General features: G+C 61.5%; 17 protein-coding genes. 3 read left to right on the forward strand and 14 right to left on the reverse strand.

All coding sequences use genetic code 11. The features are described from left to right. Nucleotides 1–77: 77 nt before the first annotated feature. The 11 genes from V3C85_RS08690 to V3C85_RS08740 form a co-directional block, all read right to left on the reverse strand. Nucleotides 78–1,379: an NAD(P)/FAD-dependent oxidoreductase gene (locus V3C85_RS08690; protein ID WP_331794697.1), complete on the reverse strand. Its 1,302-nt coding sequence runs from the start codon at nt 1,377–1,379 to the stop codon at nt 78–80. Next, entirely contained in the window at nt 1,376–2,731 is a 1,356-nt protein-coding gene (locus V3C85_RS08695; RefSeq protein ID WP_331794698.1) for a glutamine synthetase family protein, read from the reverse strand. The genes V3C85_RS08690 and V3C85_RS08695 overlap by 4 nt, the downstream gene beginning before the upstream one ends. Nucleotides 2,732–2,761: 30 nt before the next feature. After that, the gene (locus tag V3C85_RS08700) at nt 2,762–3,442 is read right to left on the reverse strand and encodes a type 1 glutamine amidotransferase (RefSeq protein ID WP_331794699.1); all 681 of its coding nucleotides are present in this window, start codon (nt 3,440–3,442) and stop codon (nt 2,762–2,764) included. A gap of 81 nt (nt 3,443–3,523) precedes the next feature. Beyond that, the gene (locus tag V3C85_RS08705) at nt 3,524–4,861 is read right to left on the reverse strand and encodes a glutamine synthetase family protein (RefSeq protein WP_331794700.1); all 1,338 of its coding nucleotides are present in this window, start codon (nt 4,859–4,861) and stop codon (nt 3,524–3,526) included. A 126-nt stretch (nt 4,862–4,987) separates the two neighbouring features. Continuing rightward, nucleotides 4,988–5,815 (reverse strand): ABC transporter permease subunit, encoded by an 828-nt coding sequence (locus V3C85_RS08710; RefSeq protein ID WP_331794701.1) that lies wholly within the window; start codon nt 5,813–5,815, stop codon nt 4,988–4,990. Next, on the reverse strand, nt 5,812–6,693 hold the full coding sequence (locus tag V3C85_RS08715) for an ABC transporter permease (protein WP_331794702.1): 882 nt from the start codon (nt 6,691–6,693) through the stop codon (nt 5,812–5,814). The genes V3C85_RS08710 and V3C85_RS08715 overlap by 4 nt, the downstream gene beginning before the upstream one ends. Nucleotides 6,694–6,736: 43 nt before the next feature. Then, nucleotides 6,737–7,462 carry a transporter substrate-binding domain-containing protein gene (locus tag V3C85_RS08720; protein ID WP_331794703.1) on the reverse strand — a complete coding sequence of 242 codons (726 nt, stop codon included), beginning with the start codon at nt 7,460–7,462 and terminating at the stop codon, nt 6,737–6,739. 35 nt (nt 7,463–7,497) lie between these two features. Further along, nucleotides 7,498–8,283: an ABC transporter ATP-binding protein gene (locus V3C85_RS08725; RefSeq protein WP_331794704.1), complete on the reverse strand. Its 786-nt coding sequence runs from the start codon at nt 8,281–8,283 to the stop codon at nt 7,498–7,500. A 115-nt stretch (nt 8,284–8,398) separates the two neighbouring features. Further along, entirely contained in the window at nt 8,399–9,169 is a 771-nt protein-coding gene (locus V3C85_RS08730) for a phosphate/phosphite/phosphonate ABC transporter substrate-binding protein (RefSeq protein ID WP_331794705.1), read from the reverse strand. Further along, nucleotides 9,166–9,603 (reverse strand): tellurite resistance TerB family protein, encoded by a 438-nt coding sequence (locus V3C85_RS08735; RefSeq protein WP_331794706.1) that lies wholly within the window; start codon nt 9,601–9,603, stop codon nt 9,166–9,168. The genes V3C85_RS08730 and V3C85_RS08735 overlap by 4 nt, the downstream gene beginning before the upstream one ends. A gap of 81 nt (nt 9,604–9,684) precedes the next feature. Beyond that, nucleotides 9,685–10,272: a transglycosylase SLT domain-containing protein gene (locus tag V3C85_RS08740; protein WP_331794707.1), complete on the reverse strand. Its 588-nt coding sequence runs from the start codon at nt 10,270–10,272 to the stop codon at nt 9,685–9,687. 186 nt (nt 10,273–10,458) lie between these two features. Here V3C85_RS08740 and gatB point away from each other — a divergent pair, with 186 nt between their 5' ends. Further along, nucleotides 10,459–11,970, forward strand: a complete 1,512-nt coding sequence (gene gatB, locus V3C85_RS08745; RefSeq protein ID WP_331794708.1) for an Asp-tRNA(Asn)/Glu-tRNA(Gln) amidotransferase subunit GatB — start codon at nt 10,459–10,461, stop codon at nt 11,968–11,970. Nucleotides 11,971–12,204: 234 nt separating this feature from the next. Continuing rightward, a complete protein-coding gene (locus tag V3C85_RS08750) occupies nt 12,205–12,576 on the forward strand; it encodes a DUF4177 domain-containing protein (RefSeq protein ID WP_331794709.1) in 372 nt (123 codons plus the stop codon). Here the strand turns inward: V3C85_RS08750 and V3C85_RS08755 are convergent, their stop codons facing one another. The 3 genes from V3C85_RS08755 to V3C85_RS08765 form a co-directional block, all read right to left on the reverse strand. Further along, nucleotides 12,577–13,677: a pyridoxal phosphate-dependent aminotransferase gene (locus tag V3C85_RS08755; protein ID WP_331794710.1), complete on the reverse strand. Its 1,101-nt coding sequence runs from the start codon at nt 13,675–13,677 to the stop codon at nt 12,577–12,579. A 208-nt stretch (nt 13,678–13,885) separates the two neighbouring features. Further along, nucleotides 13,886–17,026, reverse strand: a complete 3,141-nt coding sequence (locus V3C85_RS08760; protein WP_331794711.1) for a valine--tRNA ligase — start codon at nt 17,024–17,026, stop codon at nt 13,886–13,888. 69 nt (nt 17,027–17,095) lie between these two features. Beyond that, a complete protein-coding gene (locus tag V3C85_RS08765; RefSeq protein WP_331794712.1) occupies nt 17,096–17,527 on the reverse strand; it encodes an Lrp/AsnC family transcriptional regulator in 432 nt (143 codons plus the stop codon). A gap of 216 nt (nt 17,528–17,743) precedes the next feature. Here V3C85_RS08765 and V3C85_RS08770 point away from each other — a divergent pair, with 216 nt between their 5' ends. Continuing rightward, complete coding sequence (locus V3C85_RS08770) at nt 17,744–18,889, forward strand: type III PLP-dependent enzyme (RefSeq protein ID WP_331794713.1); 1,146 nt, start codon at nt 17,744–17,746, stop codon at nt 18,887–18,889. Nucleotides 18,890–18,905 lie beyond the last annotated feature (16 nt).

Below are 18,905 nucleotides of genomic sequence, written 5' to 3' on the forward strand. Positions count from 1 at the left end.
CGTCGCATCTGCCGTGACATAGCCTGATTGCGGCCAGACGGGCCAGTGACAGGTTTATGAACGGGCAAAAGCCTGCGTCAGACGCCCAAGCGGTCGCGCAGGGAAAACCACGTCATCGCCAAGACCAAAAGCGGCCATCGCAGCGCCGCCCCGCCCGGAAAGCGTTGCTGTGGCAGGTTGGCCAGCACATCAAAGTCACGCGCCTGGCCATCAACGGCCATGGCCATCAGCTTGCCCGCCAGCGTTGCCATCGCCACCCCATGCCCCGAATAGCCCGAGGCCGACAGCACATTGGGCGCGGGCCGTGTCAGGCAGGGCATGCGGTTCATGGTGATCGCCAAAGTGCCGCCCCATGCGTAATCTATGCGGGCGCCGCGCAGCTGTGGGTAAACCTCAAGCATCGGTTTTGAAACGGTTTTCAAGATATCGGGAAAGCGATAGCCATAGCTTTCCCCGCCCCCGAACAGCAGTCGGTTGTCTTCGGACAGACGCCAGTAGTTGACCACGAATTTGGTATCGGCCACGGCCACAGGCTGGGCCAACACCTCGGGTGCGGCGTCACCCAAGGGTTCGGTTGCCACAATGAAATTGTTGATCGGCATCACCCGCGCCGCCACCTTGCGCTCTAACCCGCCCAGATAGCCGTTGCAGGCCAGGATCAGGTGATCGCAGGTGACCTTGCCCGACGCGGTGCTGACCACGGGTTTTGACCCATGGCGAATGTGATGCACCTCAGACCGTTCAAACAGATGGGCGCCCGCGGCCTTGGCCGCCGTAGCAAGGCCAATCGCAAAGTTCAGCGGATGCAGATGGCCCGCGCCAAGGTCAAGATCGCCGCCCTTGTAGGCCCGCGATCCGATCAGGCGGCGGATCGCCGTTTGATCCAGCGTTTCGATCTGGTCATAGCCATAGTCGCGGTGCAGTTTTTCGGCATAGGCCCGGCTGTGGCGCACCTCGGCCTCGGTCCAGCAGGCATGGGCGACACCGGGGTAAAAGGTGACGGGCATCTGATGCCGGTCGATCAGGCCGCGCACCAGTGCCTTGGCGTCCTCTCCCATATCCCACAGCTTGCGCGCCGTCTCGGTGCCATAGGCCTTTTCCAGCCAGTCCTGCTCTTGCCGTTGGCCCGAGCCGACCTGCCCCCCGTTGCGCCCCGAGGCCCCAAAGCCGATGCGATGTGCCTCAAGCAGAACCACATCATAGCCTGCCTGCGCCAGATGCAGCGCCGCCGAAAGCCCGGTATAACCGCCCCCGATGATGCAGACATCGGCCCGGCGTTCGCCTTTCAGCATGGGCAGACGATCAAAGGGCGCGGCGGTCGCCGCGTAATATGAGGCGGGGTATTCCCCCGCCGTGTCGTTCACATGCAAAAGGTTCATACGTTCAACAGCAGGTGTTCGCGTTCCCAGGGGCTGATCACCTGAAGAAACTCTTTGTATTCGTTGCGCTTTACACTGTCGTAAACGGTGCAGAACTCGACGCCCAGAACCTCTTTCAGCCCCTCATCCTCATCCAGCAGATCCAGCGCATCGCCCAGATTGACCGGGATTTCATCGCTGTCGATATAGGCCGAGCCGATGAATTCGGGCCGCGCTGCCTTTTTCTCCATCAGCCCCAGATAGCCGCAGGCCAGTGTCGCTGCGATGCCCAGATAGGGGTTGCAATCCATGCCCGGCAGTCGGTTTTCAACCCGGCGTCCGGCGGGCGAGGAAATGGGAATGCGCAGACCGGTGGTGCGGTTATCGCGCCCCCATTCCAGATTGATCGGCGCGGCAAAGTCGGGAACATAGCGGCGATAGCTGTTCACATAGGGGGCCATCAGCGCAATCGCGGCTGCCATGTGGTTTTGCATGCCGCCGATGAAATGGTTGAACGCCTCGGTTTCGCCGCCCTCGGGCCCCGAAAAGATGTTTTCGCCGGTTTTCGTATCGACGACCGAGGTGTGGATGTGCATCGCACTGCCCGGCTCGCCTGCAATGGGCTTGGCCATGAAAGTGGCAAAGCAATCATGGCGCAGGGCGGCCTCGCGGATCAGGCGCTTGAAGAAAAACACATCATCAGCCAGCCGGACCGGATCGCCATGGGCCAAGTTCAACTCGATCTGGCCTGCGCCACCCTCTTGCAAGATGCCGTCAATCTCCAGCCCCTGCGCCTCGGCAAAATCATAGATGTCGTCGATGACCTTGCCATATTCATCCACGGCCGACATCGAATAGGCCTGCTTGCCCGCCGCCCTGCGGCCTGAGCGGCCCATGGGCGGTTGCACCGGCATGTTCGGGTCGATGTTGCGCGCGGTCAGGAAAAACTCCATCTCTGGGGCGACGACCGGGCGCCAGCCTTGCGCTTCGTACAGTTGAACGATCCGGCGCAGCACGTTGCGCGGCGCAAAGGGCACCAGATTGCCTTTCTGGTCTTTTGCATCATGGATGACCTGCAAGGTCACATCCGCCGTCCAAGGGGCCGCGGTGGCGGTTGTCCAGTCAGGCTCGAGGATCATGTCGGGTTCGGTAAAGGCGTCGAACGGGTTGTCGGCCCATTCCCCGGTGATGGTCTGCAAGAAGATGGAATTTGGCAGGAAGTAGCTGGTTTGCTGGCCAAATTTCGCGGCGGGCATCGCCTTGCCACGCGCCACACCGGCGATATCGCCAATGATGCACTCCACCTCATCCACTCGCCGGTTGGCGATGAATTCCAACGCTGCCTCGGGCAGCTTATCCGTCCAGTTGGACATCGGTCACACTCTGCTTTTGCCCGTCAGGCGTCAGGCCCGCGGTGCCTTGAAAAAAGCCGCAATCTGCGCGGCAATGGTCTTGTCGTGCAAAGGTTGGTCCAGACGGGCAGTGGCCTCGGCCATCAGCGCATCGGGCACGATCCCTTTGCCCCGTGTTTTCATCAACCCGTCAACGAATTCCGGGCGAAACTCGGGGTGCGCCTGCACGGTCAGCGCGCGATCATCATAAAGCAGGGCCGCATTGGCGCAAAAGTCGTTGCTGGCAATGACCTTGGCCCCTTCGGGCCGTTTTGTCACCTGATCGCGGTGCCAGGCATTCAGAACCCGCTTTTCGCCCCCAAAATCATATTCCGTCGCCCCCACGGCCCAGCCCCCGGCATAGCGTTCCACCGTGCCGCCCATGGCTTGGGCGATGATCTGGTGGCCGAAACAGATGCCCACCATCGGCACGCGTGCGGCAAAGGCATCGCGGATGAACTGCTCTAGCGGTGGAATCCACGGATGATCTTCATAGGCGCCATGACGTGATCCGGTGATCAGCCAGCCGTCACAATCTTTTACCGAGGCCGGAAACTCACCTTCGACGACACGATAGGTCTTGAAGGTAAATCCATGTCCATCCAGCAGCCGGGCAAACATATCGGGGTAATCGCCCTGATCTTGGGCGAGGTTTTCAGGCGCAAGCCCGGTTTGCAAGATGCCGATCAGCATGGATACCTGTGTGCGTTCTATTCAGTTTAACCCAGCGTGCCCGGGGCTGGTCAAGCAAGACTTTGCCCCGGGCGGCTGTGTTCAGACGGTATCGAGATAAAGTTCGATCCGTTCGGATTCCGACAAATCCTCAATATAGTGCAGTTCCTGCCGTTTGGTCTGCACCAGATTGCGGATCAATTCGCGGTGAAGGAACCGGGGCAGGATGTCGGATTGTTCAAAAGCGTCAATCGCGGCTTCCCACGAGGACGGGATTTGCTGCAACCCGTCAACCGCATAGGCATTGCCCGTGACGGGTGAGGGCGGCTCCATCTCATGCTCGATGCCATCTAGTGCCGCGCCCAGAATCACGGCCAGCATCAGATAGGGGTTCACATCCCCACCCGCGACGCGATGTTCAATCCGACGCGCCGCGGGGCTGCCAGCAGGAATACGAACAGCAGCCGTGCGGTTTTCATAGCCCCAGCAAATCGCGGTGGGGGCGTGTTTGTCGGGCACCAGGCGTTCATAGCTGTTCTGATGCGGCGCAAACAGCAGCGTGGAATCGTGCATGGCATTCAGACAACCTGCAACCGCATGGCGCAGCATCGCCGTGCCCTTGGGGCCGCCTGAATCAAAGACGTTGTCGCCGTCCTTGTCGATCACGCTGAAATGGGTGTGCAGGCCCGAACCGGAATATTCGGCATAGGGTTTGGCCATAAAGCTGGCGGCAAAGCCGTGACGGCGCGCCAGACCTTTAACCAGCATCTTGAACAACCAGGCATCATCGGCGGCGCGCAAGGCATCGTCGCAATGCATCAGGTTCACTTCGAACTGGCCCAAGCCGGTTTCCGAGGTTGAGGTATCGGCCGGTATGTCCATCGCCTCGCAGGCGTCGTAAAGATCGGTAAAGAAGGTGTCGAAGGCATCCAGCGCCCGGATCGACAGCGTTTCGGCGGCCTTGCGGCGCTTGCCCGACCGGGGCGACAGCGGCACTTGCAGGTTCTTGCCGGAATCGTCGATCAGGAAGAATTCCAGCTCCATCGCGACAACCGGGGTCAGCCCGCGCGCCTTGTAACGCTGAACGACCGCATTCAGGGCATGGCGCGGGTCGCCTTCATAGGGCTGACCGTTTTCGCGGAACATCCAGATCGGCAGCAGGGCGGTCGGCGCCTCAAGCCACGGCATCGGCATAAAGCCGCGTTCGGTGGGTTTCAGCACCCCATCCTGATCGCCTTGTTCAAAGACCAGCGGGCTGTCGTCGATATCTTCGCCCCAGATATCCAGATTCAGTACCGAAAACGGAAACCGGGTGCCATCCTTGACGGCCTTGTCGGCAAATCGTGCCGGAATGCGCTTGCCGCGGGCCTGACCGTTCAAATCGGCTGCGGCAACGCGGATTGTTCTGACATGCGGGTTTTTCCGCAGATAGTCCTTCATCATGTTCGTTAAAGACCGGGCCTGTCATGGCGGCAGACCCGATGCATTTCCCTGTTTTGATCCTTGGTCCCCGGAAAAAAGCCGGGTTTGGGCGGGTGCCCGAAAAATTTGATCAAAAATAGGCTACTACCTGATCAGTTGCGGACGCAAGCGAATTTTGCTTCCCATGTTCGAAGGCAGGTGCCGGTTCAGGCGCTTGTTGATTGCCCCGAAAATCGTGATCAAGATCAGCGTCAGAATGATGAAATACAGGGCCACGATCGGGTAGGGCACGAACGGGTTGAACGTCTTGTCGGCGAAATAGCTGGCGTAATACAGCGCATCGCCACGCTGTTGAAAGGCGGGAAAGCCCGAGAAGAACACCAGCGCGGTCGAGTGGAACAGAAAGATCGCCTCGTTGGTATAGGCAGGCCAGGCAAGTCGCAGCATCGTGGGCCATTGGATACGCCGAAAACGTGCCCATCCGGTGATGCCATAGGCATCGGCAGCCTCAAGATCGCCCTTGGGGATCGACCGCAGCGCCCCGTAAAAGATCTCGGCTGAATAGGCGGCGGTGTTCAGGAACAGAACAAACAGCGCCCCGGCCCAGGCCTTGGTCGTCCAGGCGGTCTCAACCGTGATGCCCAACACGGTGATCCCGGCCCTGGGCAGCATCTGCAAGGCCTCATAGGCCAGAAAGAACTGGATAAAGAGGGGCGAGCCGCGAAAGAGAAAGATGAACCATTCCGCGGGTTTGCGTGCCAATGGGCTGGAGGATGCCTTGGCAAGGGCCAGCAGGTTGGCCAGAAAAAAGCCAAAGAACAGCGCCAACACGCCAAAATAGACATTCCAGATCATGCCCGAGCCGATCAGCGTGAATTGCTGGCACAGGGTAAAGTCGCTGCGCGGCAACAACCGTTCGCCGTATCCCAGTGATCGGAAGGCATAGGCGCCAATGGTTTCCCAGCAGGTCATAGCGCCGCCTTTCGCATGGCTTCCCCGGCGGCCGTGGCCTGCCCATGCGACAGCCGGGCCGAGATGCGGTTCAAGACCAACTCTGACACTTTGGTGAAGGCCAGATAAAACACCAGCAAGAACAGGAAATACCAAAGCCGCCAATCAGGGTGCGGGTATTCATAGGCACTGGTCTTGGCGCCGCCCAGTTCGCGCGCCCAATAGACAATATCCTGAATGCCCAGCAGGAACAAAAGGGGCGTGGCCTTGATCAGGATCATCCACAGGTTCGACAGGCCGGGCAGGGCATAGACCCACATCTGCGGCACCAGAACACGCCGAAAGACCTGCCGCTGCGACATGCCATAGGCCTCGGCCGTTTCCAGTTGCGCCCGCGGCACCGCCGTCATGGCGCCATACAGCACATTGGCCGCAAAAGCGCCAAAAACCAGCGCAAAGGTCACCACGGCAAGGCCAAAGCCATACAACTTGTGCACGGTTTGCGGCGCGCTGTTCAGCGGCACCTTGGCCTCGGGGCAGACGCGGAATTCAAGACCCTGCCGCACGGGTTCTGTCCAGTCGGGGCATTGGATCTGATGGTTTAGCCACTCGATCCCCTGATCAAGCGCAATCACGAAAAACAGGAAAAACACGATGTCGGGCACCCCGCGCACCATGGCGGTATAGCCCTTGCCCAGCATCCGCAGCGGCAAGATCTGGCTGCGCGCAGCCATCGCACCGCCAAAGCCAAAGGCCAGGGCCACGGGCGCGGTGACGGCAAGCAGGATCAGGACGGTGACGAAAGACCAATAGAAATCAAAATGCTTGCCTGTGGTCAGGTAGCAGGTCAGCCATTGCAGGCCTTCGATGGTCTTTGGATCGGCGCAAAATTCAAACATGGGAAATATGGGCGCGCCGATACGACGGCGCGCCCAATATCACTTAGAACACAGCGGCTTCGTCGCCGAACCACTTCTTGATCATCGCATTCAGCGATCCGTCATCCTTCAGCGTCTGGATGGCTGCGTTGAACTTTTCCTTCAGCTCGGTATCGCTTTCGCGCAGGCCCATGCCCACGCCGCCGCCAAGCTGCACATCGGCATCCAGCAACACCAGTGCGCCGCCCGATTCCGCGGCGATCGGGGCCAGATAATCCTTGTCGGCAAAGACGGCATCCGCTTCACCGTTTTTCACGGCGGCCACGGTTTCGTCGGGCGTTGCGAATTCCAGCAAGGTTGCGCCGGATTCGGCGACATAACCTGCCTGAATCGTGCCAACCTGGGCCGCCACCACGGCACCTTCGCCGATATTGGCATCAGCCGTCAGCGCAACATAGGAAGACGAGGCTGGGGGAATGTAGTTCTGGGTGAAGTCCAGCACCTGCTCACGCTCTTCGGTGATCGACATGCCGGCGATGATGGTGTCGTAGTTGCCCGACTGCAGGTTGGGGATGATCGAATCCCAATCGGTGGTCACCCATTCACAGGTCAGGCCCGCCAGTTCGCACAGCTTGTCGCCCAATTCGCGCTCAAACCCGTCAACCTCGCCCTTGTCATTGATGAAGTTGTAGGGAGGGTAAGCGCCCTCGGTGCCCATACGCACGGTCTGGGCCATCGAGGCCCCTGCGGTCAGCGCCAGAAGCGCGGTGGCCAGCATCAGCTTTTTCATGGAAGTCTCCCCTGTTGTTAGCTGTTGTTATGGTTTCAGTTCAACGATCCTGTCGAGGACAGGAAACCGCGCAGGCGTTCCGATTTGGGCGCGCCGAACAGCGCATCGGGTGGCCCTTGTTCTTCGATCTTGCCTTGATGCAGGAAGATCACATGATCTGACACATCGGCGGCCAGCTTCATGTCATGGGTCACCAGAATCATCGTGCGCCCTTCATCTGCCAGCGCCTTGATCACCTTGACGACCTCTTGTTCCAGTTCCGGGTCCAGCGCGCTGGTCGGTTCATCAAACAGCAGGGCGCGGGGTTCCATGCACAAAGCGCGCGCAATCGCGGCGCGTTGCTGTTGACCGCCTGACAATTGCGCGGGCCAGGCATCGCATTTATCGACGATGCCGACCTTGGCCAGATATTCGCGGGCCTTCGCCTCAATCTCTTTCGGATCGCGTTTCATCACGGTGACCGGCGCCTCCATGACATTTTGCAGAATCGTCATGTGGGACCACAGGTTGAATTGCTGAAACACCATCGACAGATTGGTGCGCATCCGCGTCACCTGATCGCGGTCGGCGGGGTGGCGGTTCAGGCCCTCGCCCTTCCAACGCACCGCCTCACCCTCAAAGCGAATCTCGCCTTGCTGGCTTTCCTCCAGCAGATTGCAGCAGCGCAGCAGCGTTGATTTGCCCGATCCCGATGATCCGATCAGGCTGACCACATGGCCGCGCGGGGCGGTCAGATCAACGCCTTTCAGCACCTCAAGGCTGCCATAGCTCTTGTGGAGGTCGTGGATCTCAATCACGGGCGTGTCGGCAGAAAGGGTCACTGTGGCGGTCGCTCGGGCTGTGGCTTGGGGTGAACAGTTGCACAAATAGGACGCAAGACTTGGCCGTTTGCAACGCCATTTGTGCGGAACGCAGGGTCATTTGCCCCAAAAATGATCAAATCGACGGTCTGGCTGCCTGGGGTGCCGCCGGGATGGGCACGGCAAGATAGGCCGCAGAGGGGATGCGCACCAGCCCCTTGAGCCGCAGGATCTGACGGTCGTCGGGGGCCAAATCGGCAATCGCCTGCGCCACTGCGTCGAAATGCGCGGCACCGGTGGCAGAGGCCGCAGAAATCAGCGGCAGGCCGGGGCTTGGATCGGTTTGGCCAACGACTTTCAGTGCCTTGGCCACAGGATCATAGCTCTGCAGCAACGACCAGGTCACCGCATCAATCGCGGCAAAATCAGCGCGCCCTTCGGCCACGGCCCGCGCCGACGCGGCATGGCCTTCGGTGCAAAGCGTGGGGGTCAGGGCCAGACCTTGGGCTGCAAACCATGCCTTGGGGGCCGCCCAACCCGATTGCGACAGCCCGTCGTTATAGGCGAAAGCCGCATCGGCAAAATCGGCCGCCCTTGGGCGTGGATCATCGGCCCGCGCCACAAAGATCGACCGATAGTATCCGGGCGGGCAGTCTTGCACCCCGTAATCGGGCGTGCCGATCAGCGAAACCTTGTCGTGCAGTTCGGCGCGATAGGGTAGGCCGCAGGTTTGCGACAGCACCAGATCCGGCGATGTCCAGGCGGGCCAATAGGCGCCGGCCCCCCGGGTCAGCAGGTCGGGTGCGGCCACCCCGCGCCGGCGCAGCCCGTCACGGATCAAGGCCCAAAGACGATCATTCGCGCCCGCAGTCTCGGCGCGGTCATACATCCCCAAAGATGCGATCATTCCTTGGCGGCCCTTTGCCGGGCCAAGGCCGAGTCGACATCACGCAGGCCCAAAAGATCGGCCACCAGCCGCAGCAACGTGTCTTCTTCGGCATCGCGCGTGTTGTCGGCCAAAGCCACAGACCAAAGCGCCTGCATCATCGCGGCCCGGTCTTCCAGATCGGTGGCGGCTTTCAGCGCGCGGGTAAAGCGCACGGTGTCGGGGGCGCTTGCCTCCAGCACTTCGGCCTCGGTGCGCAGGCCTGCAGCTTGAAACGGTGACAGGCCGTGATGCTGGGCCAGAACCCGGTCGATGCGGGCAATCTCGGCGGCGTCATACTGGCCATCGGCCCGCGCCACACGCACCAGCAGCGCCGCAAGGGCGACGCGGGCATCGGGTTCGGGCAGACGTTCGGGGGCAGGGGCCAGCAAGCGGCCAAGAATGTTCTGAATCATAGGTCAAGTGATACGCAGCCACCGGGGCCGGGGCAAGCGCCCGCATTACACAGCCGCGCGATCAGCCCCGTTCAGCCCCGTTCAGCCTTGGCAATAGGGTTGGCTTTTGGTCCATTCCGCCATATCGGCGCGCTTTGCCGCGTTGCGGAACGGCGCCCAATCGCGCCCGATGCCACGGTTGCCACCCCCGGCCACCATGCCATCCTTGGCCACTTGGGTGGACATGATGCGAATGGCGCAGGCCAGATTGGCCGAACCGTCTTTCAATTCCGATGCCGTGTCGGCCTTGCAGCCATAATTCTGGGCCGTGCGCGGGTCGATCTGCATCAGACCGATCCATTTGCCGCCCCCGCCCGATGCCTTTGGGTTCCAGGTGCTTTCGTATTTTGCCGTGGCCGACAGCAGCCCCACCCAAAAGGCCCGCCGATCCTGAACGCTGGCTGTCTTGTATCCGGGGCACCAGCCTTCGATATCGGCCGGGATGGTTTCGGCCAGACGGTCATCTTGCAGGGCCACCACGTTCATCGACGACTTTGTCCATTCCGTCGCCTCGGGCCGGTGATCCCACCGCATGACGGGCAAAATGCCATCATCCTTGGGGGGTGTCGCCGCGACGCAGGCCGTCAGGGTAAAGGAGCAAAGCAGAGTGGTGACTAGGGCGAGACGCATCTTTCAAGCACATCGGTAGCATCGCCCCCAATGCAGGCGACACCGGCGATTGACCCTGTTCCGGCCGTTTGGGCAAGTCTGCCGTGGTCTGATCGGCGGCATTCCGCGCGTGATGCCCTTGCCCCGCCCCTTGCTCTGCGCGGTCTTGCCGCCTAAACACCACCGAAGACCCAAGGGAGATGACCCATGCTGGACCTGACCTATGACACCCCAAAGCCCAAGGTGATTGCCGGGGCAAAGCACGATTGGGAACTTGTGATCGGGATGGAAATCCACGCGCAGGTCAGCTCGAATTCCAAGCTGTTTTCCGGTGCCTCGACCCAGTTCGGCAACGAGCCGAATTCCAACGTGTCTTTCGTCGATTGCGCCATGCCGGGCATGTTGCCGGTGATCAACGAATATTGCGTGGAACAGGCGGTGAAATCGGGCCTTGGCCTCAAGGCGCAGATCAATCTGTTCTCGGCCTTTGACCGCAAGAACTATTTCTATCCCGACCTGCCGCAGGGCTATCAGATCAGCCAGCTTTACCACCCCATCGTGGGCGAAGGCGAAGTGCTGGTCGAGATGGGCCCCGGTGTGGCGCGGCTGGTGCGGATCGAGCGGATTCACCTTGAGCAGGATGCCGGCAAATCGATTCATGACATGGACCCGAACATGTCTTTCGTCGATTTCAACCGCACGGGCGTGGCGCTGATGGAGATCGTCAGCCGCCCCGATATTCGCGGGCCCGAGGAAGCGGCGGCCTATGTGTCCAAGCTGCGCCAGATTCTGCGCTATCTGGGCACCTGTGATGGCAACATGCAGAACGGTAATCTGCGGGCCGATGTGAACGTGTCGGTCTGCCGCCCCGGCCAGTATGAGAAATATCAGCAAACGCAGGATTTTTCGCATCTGGGCACGCGCTGCGAGATCAAGAACATGAACTCGCTGCGGTTCATTCAGGCCGCCATCGACTATGAGGCCCGGCGCCAGATTGCGATTCTGGAAGATGGCGGGAAGGTTGATCAGGAAACCCGGCTTTACGACCCCGACAAGGGCGAAACCCGGTCGATGCGATCCAAGGAAGAAGCCTATGATTACCGCTACTTCCCATGCCCCGACCTGTTGCCGCTGGAGATCGAGCAGGCTTGGGTCGATGACATCGCCGCGCGGATGCCGGAACTGCCAGACGCCAAGAAGGCCCGCTTCATGGCCGATTTCGGCCTGACAGACTATGACGCCAATGTGCTGACGGCGGAACTGGATGCCGCCACGTTCTTTGACGAGGTCGCCAAGGGCCGCGATGGCAAGCTGGTGGCCAACTGGATCATCAACGAACTTTTTGGTCGGCTGAACAAAGAGGGCAAGTCGATTGCCGATACCCCGGTTTCTGCCGCGCAACTGGGCGGAATGATTGATCTTTTGTCCAAAGGTGAAATCACCGGCAAGATGGCCAAGGATCTGTTCGAGATCCTGTGGACCGAAGGAGGCGATCCGGCAGAGGTGGCGGCTGCGCGGGGGATGAAGGCGGTGACCGACACCGGGGCCATTGAAAAGGCGCTGGACGATCTGATCGCGGCCAACCCCGAGCAGGTGGAAAAGGCCAAAGTCAACGCCAAGCTGGCGGGGTGGTTCACGGGGCAGGTGCTGAAAGCCACGGGGGGCAAGGCCAATCCGGCGGTTGTGAACCAGATGGTTGCGCAGAAACTGGGGCTTTAACGCCCCGCCCCATCGGCGGTTTCTTGCAGATGGGGGGATGACGGCAAAGGCGGTCTGGGTGCAAAACTGGGCCGCCTTTCTAGGTTTTGGGGGCGGCTTTGCCCCACGCCACCAGATCGGGTGGTTGTGGCACGCCTGCCCCTGCGGATACGAAAAAGCCAACTATGGCTTGGTCTTGCGCACCGAAGCTTATATCTTGCGCCAAGCGGTGACCAAAACCAGCAAGGACAGGGCATGCAACGGTTTCAATACAAAGTTCTTCCCGCGCCAAAGCGCGGCGAGAAGGCCAAGGGCGCAAAGACGACGGAAGAACGCTTTGCTTTGGCCCTGACCCAGATGATGAATGAATTGGGGGCCGAAGGCTGGGACTATGTTCGCGCAGATACCTTGCCATGTGATGAACGGGTCGGGCTGACGGGCACCAAAACCACCTATCAGAACATGTTGGTGTTCCGCCGCCCGTTGCTGATCGAGGATGCGGCCCCGGCGACGACCCCTCCGGCCGCGCCTTTGCGCGTTGTGGCCGCAGCCGAAGCCCCGGCCCGCAGCATCGGTGCGGCCATTCCCGCCGAAGGCACAGCCCCCAAGATCGGCGCAGCCGAGTGATCAGCCCGCCGCCTTGATCGCCTGTGGCAAGACCTCGGCCAAGATATCAAGGGCGGCATCGTCGCCCAGGCTGATGCGGATGCAGCGGTCAAGCGGCGCCACCCCCGGCATGCGGATGAACACGCCGCGGGCCAGCGTTTCGCGCAAAACGGCACGGGCATAATCACCATCGCGACCGCAATCGACGGTCACGAAATTTGTCGCAGACTCCAGCGGTTGCAGGCCATTTTCGCGGGCGATGGCGGCCACGCGGCGGCGTGCATGCTGGATGCGCCCCCGGATTTGCGGCAGCCAATCGCTGTCGTGCAAAGCGGCCAAGGCGCCGATTTGCGACAGGCGGCCCATGCCGAAATGGTTGCGAACCTTGTCGAAGGCGCGGGCCAGATCGGGGTGGGTGATCGCATAGCCAACCCTTGCACCAGCCATGCCATGGCCCTTGGAAAAGGTCCGCAGCCGGATGACTTGCGGGTTGTTCGGGTCGATCTGCGGGATCGTGTCTTGGGGGGCGAGGTCGGCATAGGCCTCATCCAGCACCAGAAGGCTGTGGTCGGGCAGGGTGGCGACCAGATCTTGCACCACCTGCGCCGGGTGAACACTGCCCATCGGATTGTCAGGATTGGCGAAATAGATAAGCTTTGCCAAAGACTTGGCGGCGGTATCCCGCAGGGCCTGCGGGTCTTCGTGATCGCCACGATAAGGCACGCGGATCAGAGTGCCGCCAAAGCCCGTGACGTGAAAGTTGAAGGTGGGATAGGCCCCCAGCGACGTCACCACCGGGGTGCCCGGTTCCAGCACCAGACGGCAGATCAACCCCAGCAGCCCATCAATGCCCCCGCCGATGGCAATATGGTCGGGGCTGATGCCATGATGTGCGGCAAGGGCTTGTTTCAGATCATGATTTTCGGGATCTGCATATTTCCAGACCTCGGTCGCCGCCGCCTTCATCGCGGCGATGGCCTTGGGCGAGGGGCCAAAAAGCGACTCGTTCGCGCCAAGGCGGGCGCGGAAGGGGAAGCCTTGCAGGCGTTCTTGCGTTTCGGGCCCGACGAAGGGAACGCTTGCGGGCAGAGAGGCGGTGTGGGGGGTGAGAAAGCGGCTCATGATCGGGGCAGAGTGGCGGGAAAGCCGGGGCGGGGCAAGCCCCGAGGGGCGTGGTTTTGTCGTGGTGCATCCGTAGTGCATCCGTGGTGCATCTGTGACCACAGCCGTGGGGCATTGCCGCGCGCGGGGCAGGGGGGCTGTCTGCCCCCCCCAGATTTTGGCAGAGCCAAAATCCCCCCCCCCGAGGATATTTTCGAACAGATGAAGATCAGCCGATTTCTGCAAGACGATCGAGGGCGGCTTGCAACTGGGCGGCTTCCTCTTGGCGCGCGGCAAGGTTGCTGCGGGCTTCCTCGACCACATCTTCGGGCGCAGAGGCCGCGAAGTTGGGGTTGGTCAACCGGCCCTTGAGCCCGCCGATTTCCTTGCCCAGTTTGTCGAGGGTTTTTTGCAGGCGGGCCTTTTCTTCGGCGATGTCGATCACGCCTTCCAGCGGGATGGCAAAGCTGGCGCCTTCGGCCGGAACGGTGATCGCGCCCTTGGGGGCCTGATCGGCGCGCGTGAGCGAGTCGATCCGGGCAAGGCGTTTGATCAGCGATTCATTCCGGGACCAAGCGCCTTGGGCGGCGTCATCCATCTGGGTGGCCACGATATCGAGTTTCAGGCCGACCGGCACATGCACCTGCGCGCGGGCCGAGCGGATCGACTCGATCAGGCCGGTGACCCATGTCATTTCCGCCATGGCGGGGGCGTCGATCAGGGTTTCGGGCAGGCTGGGCCAGTTGGCATGGACGATCATGCCATCGCGGGTGCCGGTGGTGGCCCAGAGTTCCTCGGTGATGAAGGGCATGAAGGGGTGCAGCAGGATCATGCAGTGATCCAGCACCCAGGCCATGGTGGCCCGAGTTTCCTGCGCCTGATCGCCATCGAACAGCGGTTTGGCGAATTCGACATACCAGTCGCAGACCTTGCCCCAGACGAATTTATAAAGCGCGTCAGCGGCCGTATCAAAGCGGTAGTCGGCAAGGGCGGCATCCACCTCGGCCAGCGTGCGGGTGGTTTCGCCGATGATCCAGCGGTTGACCGTGGCGCTGGGCTGGGGGGGCATGGCTTGGGTGCGGTGCCCCTCCCACACGCCGTTCATTTCGGCAAAGCGGCAGGCATTCCACAGCTTGGTGCCAAAGTTGCGATAGCCTGCGATGCGGGCGGTGTCGAGTTTCAGCACCCCGCCAAGGCTGGCCATGGCGGCATTGGTAAAGCGCAGGGCATCGGCGCCGTATTCGTCGATGATGTCGAGCGGGTCGATGACATTGCCCAGGGATTTCGACATCTTCTTGCCCTTGGCATCACGGACAAGGCCATGCAGATAGACGGTGTGGAACGGGATTTCGTTCACCACGGCCAGTTGCATCATCATCATCCGGGCAACCCAGAAGAACAGGATGTCGGCCCCGGTGATCAGCACCGAGGTGGGGAAATACTTGTCCAGTTCCGGGGTTTCTTCGGGCCAGCCCAGCGTGCCGATGGGCCAGAGGCCCGAGGAGAACCATGTGTCGAGGACGTCGGGGTCGCGCCAGACCGGGAAGACCAGTTGGGTTGCATCTTGCGACACTTCATATTCGGCAAGGGCGGCGGCGAGCGTTTGCGCGGCTGCTGTGCGGTCGGCCACCTCGATGATGCGGGCGTGGTTCAAAGGTGCTGGCAGGCTGGCGAGGGTGTCGCGGAAGGCCTGCGTGACGCCCGCGAAATCGGCGGCGCAGTGGAACAGCGCATCGCGGTTGACCGGGCCGCCATCGCCCAAAACGGCCAGCATTTCGGGCAGATCAAGGGCGCCGTCCCCTTCGTCATCGACAAAGCCGGGGGCCGAGAGGTCAAAGCCATACCAGACCGGGATCTGGTGGCCCCACCAAAGCTGGCGGCTGATGCACCAGGGTTCGATGTTTTCCAGCCAGTGGTAATAGGTTTTTTCGCCCGACTCGGGGATGATCCTGGTTTTGCCGCTGCGGACGGCATCAAGGGCGGGTTGCACAATTCGAACAGTATCGACGAACCATTGGTCCGTCAGCATGGGTTCAATGACAACTTTCGAACGATCGCCAAAGGGCTGCATGATTTTCTTGGCCTCGACCAGCGGCACAAGTGCATCGGCGCCTTCGGCATCGGCTTTCACCGCCGCCTTGCCCAGGCGCGGGTCGGTGGCCGTGGTCATCACGGCCAGACCTTCGGCGGTGATTTCCTCGATTACGCGCTTGCGGGCCTCTAGCCGATCAAGCCCGCGCAGGTGGTCGGGGACAAGGTTCAGCGCGTCGGCCTCGGCCTCGGTCAGGGTTTGGTCGCCGCGTGACACGGCCCCCGCGATGGCGGCGGCCTGATCATAGGGGGCCCCATCGGCGCGCATCTGGGCGCGGGTGTCCATCAGGCGATAGCAGGGGATGCCCGCGCGCTTGGCCACGCCATAGTCGTTGAAATCATGCGCGCCGGTGATCTTGACCGCGCCCGAACCAAAGGTCGGATCGGGGTATTCGTCGGCGATGATCGGGATCAGGCGGCGGTGTTCCTTGGGCCCCACCGGAATTTCGCAAAGGGTGCCGATGATGGCGGCATAGCGTTCGTCGGACGGATGCACCGCCACCGCGCCATCGCCCAGCATGGTTTCAGGCCGGGTGGTGGCGATGGAAATATAGTCGCGGGTTTCGCGGAAGGTGATGTTGCCGTCGGCGTCTTTCTCGACATAGTCATAGGTGGCCCCGCCGGCGAGCGGGTATTTGAAGTGCCACATATGGCCGTCAACCTCGATATTCTCGACCTCGAGATCGGAAATCGCGGTTTCAAAATGGGGATCCCAGTTCACAAGGCGCTTGCCGCGATAGATCAGGCCCTTGTTGTAGAGATCGACGAAAACCTTGATCACGGCATCGTGGAAATTGCCATCTTCGCCCGCGGGCGCGCCGGGGGCGCCGGACATAGTGAACGCCTCACGGTCCCAGTCGCACGAGGCGCCAAGGCGCTGCAACTGGCCGATGATGGTGCTGCGCGAGGCGATTTTCTGTTGCCAGACGCGGGCCAGAAACGGCTCGCGCCCCATGTCGCGGCGGGAAGGTTCGCCGTTCTTGGCCATGTCACGCTCGGTCACCATCTGGGTGGCGATGCCGGCGTGGTCGGTGCCGGGTTGCCACAGCGTGTCATCGCCCTGCATCCGGTGCCAGCGGGTCAGGATGTCTTGCAGCGTGTTGTTGAACGCATGGCCCATATGCAGGCTGCCGGTGACATTGGGCGGCGGGATCATGACGGAAAAGGCAGGGCGGCCCGGTTTGGCATTGGCCCCGGCCGCGAAAGCCTTGGTGTCGAGCCATTGTTTCGAGATGCGGGCCTCGGCCTCGGCGGCGTTGAAGTTCTTTTCCATCGGCATGGGCATGTTCCTTCTGATCGCGGCGGTTTTAACCCGCGTCGGGCGCAAGGGAAAGCGGGCAGATGGCGGTTAAAGGGCGCGGTCGATCTTGGTTGAGAGGTGAATGAGGCTTTCGGACGAGTGAACCCCTGTCATCGCACCGATCTGATCCAGCACCTGATCCAGCACCTGGGTGTTGGGGCAGGCGATTTGCAGCAGCAGATCGACCCGGCCCGAGGTGGTGAAGACGCGCTCTACCTCGGCGATGGCTTTCAGGCGCTGGACGATGGCGGCCTGGGTGCGCGGCTCGATCGTCAGCAAAACGGTGGCGCGCAGCCGGTTGGGATCGGCGCCTTCGCCCAGCTTCAGGGTATAGCCGGTGATGGTGCCATTCACCTCAAGCCGTTCAAGCCGGGCCTGCACGGTTGACCGCGCGACCTTAAGCCGCCGTGCCAGCATGGCCAGCGACAGCCGCGCATCGGCCCGCAGCAGGGCAATTATGTTTCTGTCGAGTTCATCCATGCACTTTGACCGATCTTTTCGTCGATATAACGATGTTGCGCTGCATTTAGATAGTTTTATTCGGTGAATTTGTGGATCATATGCCCCATCCTACGTTGCAGGAAAAGGGCGGTTCATACGCACCTGGCCTGGTTTGATGAAACCACGCTGGTGCCCGACCCCGTTGATGGCAACGGTTACGGGTGAAGCGTCTTGTTGGCAGAAAAGGAAACGCCGATGGGACTTTCAAAAACGATCTGGAGCAATCCGAGCGAATATCTGCGCGTGCAGCACCCGGAAAATCCGGTGTTGTTCTTTGCGCCCACGGCGGTGCAGGCGGCGGCGCGTCGGTTCATCGATGGCTTTCCCGGCATGGTGACCTATGCGGTCAAGTCGAACCCGACCGAGGCGGTGATTGAAAATCTGTCGGCGGCCGGGGTGCGGGGCTATGATTGCGCCAGCGGTTTCGAGATTGATCTGATCCGCCGCCTGGCCCCGGATGCGGCCATTCACTACAACAACCCGGTGCGGTCGCGCCAGGAAATCGCCTATGCGGTTGCGCAAGGGGTGACCAGCTACAGCGTTGATTCGGCGTCTGAACTGGCCAAGCTGATCGAGATGGTGCCGTCTGAGGGCACCGAGATTTCGGTGCGCTTCAAGCTGCCGGTGGCCGGGGCGGCCTATAACTTTGGGGCGAAATTCGGGGCCACGTCCGAGCTGGCGACCGAGCTGTTGAAATCGGTGGCTGCGGCCGGCTTCATCCCCTCGATCACCTTTCACCCCGGCACGCAATGCACCGACCCCGCCGCATGGGAGGCCTATATTCGTGCGGCTGCCGAGATTGCAACGCGCGCGGGCGTTTCGATTGCGCGGCTGAATGTGGGGGGCGGGTTCCCCAGCCATCGTCTGACGGGCGTGGTGCCGCAACTGGAACAGACGTTTCAATTGATTGACCGCGTGGCGGGCGAGGCCTTTGGCGACAACCGGCCGCTGCTGATTTGTGAACCGGGACGGGCCATGTGTGGCGATGCCTTTACGCTGGCCGCGCAGGTCAAAGCGCTGCGCGATGGCGAGCATGTGTTCCTGAATGACGGTGTTTATGGCACGATGACGGAATTGCCCCTGATCGGGGTGATCGACCGGATGGAGGTTGTGTCGCCCGAGGGAGAGCCGCGCCGGGGCGATTTGGTGCCGCGCGTGGTTTTTGGCCCCACCTGCGATTCGGTGGATCGGCTGCCGGGCGAGATCCCGATGCCCAGCGATCTGGCCGAGGGCGATTATGTGATCGTGCATGGCATGGGGGCCTATTCGGTGGTCACCAACTCGCGCTTTAACGGTTTTGGCGATGTGTCGATTGCCACGGTTCTCAGCCAGCGGGTCTGACGCTGCCCGACTGACC

Source organism: Pseudotabrizicola sp. L79 (assembly GCF_036553525.1).
Taxonomy (GTDB): domain Bacteria; phylum Pseudomonadota; class Alphaproteobacteria; order Rhodobacterales; family Rhodobacteraceae; genus Pseudotabrizicola.